The following is a 6,109-nucleotide window of genomic DNA, read 5'->3' on the forward strand; positions in this document are numbered from 1 at the left end:
CATTATGTCTGGACCACTTTCTCATATTAAGGTGCTTGATCTTTCGCGCGTATTGGCTGCCCCCTGGGCCGCTCAAAACTTGGCCGACTTAGGTGCCGACGTTATAAAAGTTGAGCGACCCGTTAAGGGGGATGACTCGCGCGCCTTTGCTCCGCCATTTTTGAAGGACACGGAAGGCAACGTCACCCGCGAGTCAGCCTATTACTGTGCGGCTAACCGTGGCAAGCGTTCGATTACGGTGGACCTGTCTAAGCCAGAAGGGCAGCAACTCGTACGAGATCTCGCACGAGAAGTCGATGTGATCCTAGAAAACTACAAAGTAGGTGATCTCGCCCGTTATGGTTTGGGCTACGAGGACATCAAAGCGATTAATCCCGCGATTATTTATTGTTCGGTGACAGGCTTCGGACAAACCGGTCCTGAAAAGGATCGTCCCGGCTACGATTTTATGGCGCAGGGCATGGGCGGACTCATGAGCGTAACCGGTGAGCGTGATGATCTTCCCGGTGGCGGTCCGCAGCGCGTTGGTGTGCCGATCATTGACCTGACAACAGGTATGTATGCGAGCATCGCAATTTGCGCTGCGCTTGCGAATCGCGCCGTCACTGGAAAAGGGCAATGGATCGACGTATCGCTGTTGGATTCGTGCGTGGCATTCCTAGCAAATCAGGCGATGAACTATTTCGCAACAGGCGAATCACCGAAGGCGATTGGCAACGCGCATCCCAATATCGTGCCTTACCAAACTTTCAAGACCTCTGATGGTGCTTTGATTTTGGCATGTGGCAATGACAATTTGTTTAATAAGTTTTGCGAAGTGGCTGACTGTATGCACTTAGCGAAGGATCCGCTTTATTCGACAAACGGTGCTCGGGTTAAAAATCGCGAAGCCATCACGGCCTTGTTAAATGAAATATTTTTAACGCGCACCACACGTGAGTGGGTCAAGCTGCTTGATCAAGCAGGTGTGGCAAACGGACCGATCAATACGGTGGCACAAGTCTTTGAAGAGCCACAGGTACTCGCCCGTGGCATGAAGATTGAGTTACCCCATGCCGTGGCCGGAAAAGTTTCATTGGTCGGTAGTCCAATGAAGTTTTCTGAGACACCCATCGTGCACGAGGTGCCACCTCCTGCGCTTGGGCAACACACAGATGAGATTTTGACTAAGGTGCTCAAGAAGACAACCGAACAGGTTGCCGCGCTCAAGGCGCAGGGCATTGTATAAAAACAAGATTGGGGGAGATAGCAATGTACGATTTGATTATTCGTCAGGCACAAGTATTTGATGGCTTAGGCAACCCAGGGCGCAACGCAGACGTTGCCGTCAAAGATGGCGTGGTTGCCAAAGTTGGTGTGGTCGAGGGCTCAGCCAAGCGGGTTGTTGAGGCCAAGGGTCTTGCACTGATGCCGGGTATCGTAGACCTGCACACCCATTTCGATGCACAGGTGACTTGGGATCCTACGTTGTCTCCCTCGCCTGGACTGGGCGTGACGACAGTCGTCATGGGTAACTGCGGCTTTGGTATTACACCCTGTCCAGCAGAGCATCGTGAAACCATGATGAAGAATCTTTCTGTCGTGGAAGGGATGGATCTCAACGCCCTGATGAGCGGCATTAACTGGAATTTTGAGTCCTTCAAAGAGTATATGGATCAGTTAAGGGCAACGAAGCCTTATCTGAACACAGCGCTGTTTGTGGGCCACTCGGTCGTACGCACGGCAGTCATGGGGGAAGCCGGGTCTGAGAATGCTACGCCGACTGCAGAGCAGCTCGAAGCAATGTGCCAACTGGTACGCGAGGCGATGCGTGACGGGGCGATTGGCTTTGCCTCCTCGTTCTCGCCAAACCATAGCGGTTATGGTGGTCGCCCGATGCCGTCTACGATTGCCTCCGAAGAAGAGCTGCTTGCGCTGACAGGTGTGATGCGGGAGTTTGATCGCGGTGTCTTCATGATGGCCACCGGCGCGCGTGCGACACCTGAGGTCATGGAGAAGGTTGCCTCAAACAGCGGTAGGCCCGCTTTTATCTCGACGGTGCTGTCGATGTATAACCCAGCCACGCCAGACTTGGCTTTAACCTACTACGAAAAAACTGCACAGGCGCGTGCGCGCGGCAATGAGGTCTACATCCTCACAAGTTGTCAGCCCCTGTCGTTTGACTTCACACTCGAAGAACCTTATCCACTCTTTAGTCATTCTGCGTTTGATGCAGTCAAGAATAAGCCGCATGATGAGATTCTGCGTGCCTATCGCGATTCAGCCTTTCGCGATACCTTTCGCAATGACCTAAAGAACCTCAAGCCTGGAATTTTATTTCTGGGTGACTGGAAATACCTAGAGGTTGGGGAGGTTGCCAAGCCACAACACAAAGAACTCGAGGGCTTAACCTTTGAAGAGCTAGGACGTCGTTGGGGCGTAGATCCTCTCGATGCCTTTTTTGATCTCGCGATCAAAGAAGATCTACAAAATCATGTGATCGGTAAATTCTTTAATCATATTGATGAGGGCGTTGCTCCTCTACTTAAGCATTCATCCTCAGTCGTGACCTTGTCAGATGCCGGCGCGCATTTGATCTATATGTGTGATGCGGCCTTTGGATTACACTTTTTGGCGCACTGGGTCCGAGAGACCGGACACTTCACGCTGGAAGAGGGCGTTCGGCGCTTGACGAGCCAGCCAGCAGACCGTTTCAAGATCCCCAATCGTGGGCGCCTGCTTGAGGGTTCGCCTGCCGATCTCCTGCTGTTTGATCCAGCGACGGTTGGGATGTCCAAGCTCGAGACTGCGCATGATCTGCCGGGTGGTGGGGCGCGCAAGCTTCGTTCCGCGCACGGCATACATGGCGTTTGGGTCAATGGCTGCTTGGTGCACGATGGTAAAAATTACGTGGAGTTGGCAGAGGGCCCTGGTCACGTAATTGACTCGTTTGCTGCTTAAGTTGAATAAGGCCTAAGGATGTTGCTTCAAGCGCTTCAAGAAGGTGTGTTGTTTCTCACGATCGATCGACCAAGGCATGCCAACGCCTTGAGTCGGGGGTTATTTGATACCTTGCATGCAGCGTTTTTGCGTGCGCGTGACGATGTGCAGGTCAAAGTCGTGGTGTTGGGATCTTCCGGAACGAAGGTATTCTCTGCTGGCGCAGATCTCAAAGAGCTCGCTAGTCAAGACAGTGCCGCTGAATCGACGCTTTCCTTTCATGCGCTGTTGACGCGCGCTCTGCTTGATATTTTGGATTGCCCCAAGCCTGTCATCGCACGGCTTCAAGGACCTGCAGTCGGTGGCGGCCTGATGTTGGCTGCGGTGTGCGACGAAATCATTGCAGTGGAGTCTGCGTGGGTGTCATTGCCTGAAATTAAAATTGGGATGCCTACCCCCATCGGTGCTGCGGTGCTTGCACCGCGCGCGTCCCGTAGCGTGTTGCAACGCCTTGTGCAACGCGGTGAACGTTTCACAGCCAAAGAGTGCTTGGCGTTGGGTGTGGTTGATGCCGTGGTCAGCGCAGAGGGCTTGGATCAAGCCGTTTCTAAAAGTGCGAGCGAACTCGCGTCAATCGAAACATCGGCTTTTGCTACAAATAAAAATTGGCTCAACCGAGAGGTTAGAGCCAATTTATTCATTGCTAACGCTGAAGAAAACTCAGAGCACGCACATTAACTGCTGCATGCCTGGTCGTTCACCTTAAACGATTGATAGAACTTCCTTGACGGGAAGTCTTGGTTTTTGTGGCCAGTTACCTGGTGCGCTATAGCCAATAGCGACTAGCATCACCGGAACATCGTCGGCCGAGAGATTGAATTCTTTTGCGACGCCAGCTGGATCAAAGCCGATCATCGGGCCGCTCACGAGCCCCATGCCTTGTGCGGCAAGCATGAGCGTCATTGCACCCATCGAGGCCGAACGTATCGCTTCGTCGCGTTGGCGCTCAGGATTGTTGTCTAAGCCACCATGGGCCATCGCCACCCAAGAGTCTGCCATCGCTTGGTCGATGATGCCTGCTGCCACGGTTGGGGCGATCGAATGTGCTAATCCTTTGTGCGCTTGCATTTTGCCGCAGACAATAAATGTCACAGCGGCATCGACGACTTTTTGTTGACCGTAAGAGACGGCTTTGAGTCGCTCTTTAGCGTCTTTCGACTGTACTGCGACGAACTTCCAGTTTTGATAATTGAAAGCGGTAGGTGCAAGTGTTGCGAGACGTACAAGCTCTTCGATTTGTTCACGGCTGAGGCTGCGTGCTGGATCAAACCAGTTGGCCGAGATACGTTCTTCGAGAAGGGCTTTAATCGTGTTGTTCATTTGAATCTCATTAAAAAATTAAGACTTGAGTGCTTGGGCTAACAGAAAGAGCGTGTGTGTTGTTTCTGTTTGTCTGCCGCAGTGGCTTTGAAGCTTCGGTGGTCGGCTGACTACTGTCGGCTAAGATTTTAAACTGATTCTTCGTCTTCACCAGGGTGCTTGCCGCGATCTGCTCAGGGAGTCATTTTTTGATTTAAAGAAGTCATAAGCTCGTTTACTTTGTGGGCGATTAGTTTGTAGGAGACCGGTTTCCACAGCAACTGAGAATGGCTTGCTGGGATATCGTATACACGTAGGGATCCATCGGTGTAGGGCGCCCAGTTGCATAAATCATTGTTTGCCGCAGTCTGAGCGGCATTTTCTGTCCCCCTAAAATAAACGATGTCTGCCCGACAGCGTCTGGGCGCGTAGTCTTTTGTGAGATCAGTGGATCTGAGAGTATTTTTTAACACCCTAATCACATAGGCTTTGGGTGTGCCGACAGGAATTATTCCAAGCTCTTCGGATTTTCGTTGAAATAAGTCCAACATATCGTCAAAGGTAGGAGGTAGGTCTTGGTCTGTGGTCTCTTTAAGCTGATTGATTAAGAGTTCTGACATGCGCTCGCTTTCTGATTTCGAGTCAACCTCAGCTTGCCCATAATTAGTAGCGGTGTCCAACAAAAACACTGCGGCGACCGTATCACCACTTTCCCCAAGTTGCACTGCCGCCTCATGCGCAATGCTGCCTCCGATTGAGTAACCCATCAGGTAGTACGGTCCAGTGGGCTGCACCTCTTTGATTGCCGTGACGTATGTGCGTGCGGCCTCGCTAATAGTGCGATCAGTCTGGTTCTCATCATCATCTATCCCTCTAGCCTGCAAGCCCCACAGTGGATGTTCTGAACCCAGCTCGGCGGACAGATTCTTAAATACAGTTGAGACACCCCCCCCGGGAGGGAAACAAAAGAGTGGTGGCAGGCCACCCGTTTTATTCAACGGCAACAGAGGTTGATATTTGCGCTGAGTTGATAGCTCATTAAATTGAGATGCGAATCCTCCTACCGTTGGGTATTCAAAGAGAGTGCGCAACGCCATCTCCAGTCCTGTGTAAGCTTGGATCTTATTGAGCAGACGCATGGCGAGAAGGGAGTGTCCGCCTAGCGCAAAGAAACTGTCGTCCAAGCCTACACGTTTGGCCCCTGTGAACTCAGCAAAGAGGTTAGCTACGAGTTGCTCGTGCTCAGTGACGGGCGCGCGGTACTCACCCTCGCCCGTGATCTCGGGAGCGGGTAAGGCACGCACATCGAGCTTGCCGTTGGGGGTGAGAGGCAAGGACTCGAGCACCACGAAGGCTGCGGGCACCATGTAGTCGGGTAGGGTGCTGGAGAGAATGCTACGCAGAGCAGATGCCTCAGGGATAGAGGTATCCGCAGCTGTGCCTACAACCGCACCTGAACCCGCAACGAGATACGCCACCAGCTGCTTAGCCCCATCCTCGCCTCGGGCCTGCACGGTGCACTGAGCGATGCCGGGGATGGCAACGAGTGCTGCCTCGATCTCTCCTAACTCAATCCTAAAGCCTCGGATCTTGACCTGCGCGTCCGCCCGCCCGAGGTATTCCAGTACCCCGTCCTCGGTCCAGCGCGCTAAGTCGCCGCTGCGGTACATGCGGGTGCCTGGTGTGAAGGGGTTGGCGATAAAGCGCTCAGCGGTGAGCCCCGCACGACCGAGATAGCCACGTGCGAGGCCCGCGCCTGCGATGTAGAGCTCGCCTGCTAGCCCAACTGGCAAAGGATTCAAGCTCCCATCGAGGATGTAGATCTGTGTGT

Annotated in this window: 5 protein-coding genes; 3 read left to right on the forward strand and 2 right to left on the reverse strand. The window is 53.0% G+C overall.

Annotation, left to right across the window (positions count from 1 at the left end; all coding sequences use genetic code 11):
- The first annotated feature begins 4 nt into the window (after positions 1 to 4).
- From KZZ10_RS02950 to KZZ10_RS02960, 3 genes are read left to right on the forward strand one after another with little or no spacing between them, the layout of a single operon-like run.
- A complete protein-coding gene (locus KZZ10_RS02950) occupies positions 5 to 1,228 on the forward strand; it encodes a CaiB/BaiF CoA transferase family protein (RefSeq protein WP_259660010.1) in 1,224 nt (407 codons plus the stop codon).
- A 23-nt stretch (positions 1,229 to 1,251) separates the two neighbouring features.
- Positions 1,252 to 2,940: an N-acyl-D-amino-acid deacylase family protein gene (locus KZZ10_RS02955; RefSeq protein WP_259660011.1), complete on the forward strand. Its 1,689-nt coding sequence runs from the start codon at positions 1,252 to 1,254 to the stop codon at positions 2,938 to 2,940.
- 18 nt (positions 2,941 to 2,958) lie between these two features.
- On the forward strand, positions 2,959 to 3,657 hold the full coding sequence (locus tag KZZ10_RS02960; protein ID WP_259660012.1) for an enoyl-CoA hydratase/isomerase family protein: 699 nt from the start codon (positions 2,959 to 2,961) through the stop codon (positions 3,655 to 3,657).
- Between the two features lie 24 nt (positions 3,658 to 3,681).
- Here the strand turns inward: KZZ10_RS02960 and KZZ10_RS02965 are convergent, their stop codons facing one another.
- Together KZZ10_RS02965 and KZZ10_RS02970 are read right to left on the reverse strand one after the other, a co-directional pair.
- Entirely contained in the window at positions 3,682 to 4,299 is a 618-nt protein-coding gene (locus tag KZZ10_RS02965) for a nitroreductase family protein (RefSeq protein WP_259660013.1), read from the reverse strand.
- 173 nt (positions 4,300 to 4,472) lie between these two features.
- A partial coding sequence (locus KZZ10_RS02970) for a thioesterase domain-containing protein (protein ID WP_259660014.1) occupies positions 4,473 to 6,109 on the reverse strand: 1,637 nt, incomplete at its 5' end.

This window comes from Zwartia hollandica (genome assembly GCF_019923725.1).
Taxonomy (GTDB): domain Bacteria; phylum Pseudomonadota; class Gammaproteobacteria; order Burkholderiales; family Burkholderiaceae_B; genus Zwartia; species Zwartia hollandica.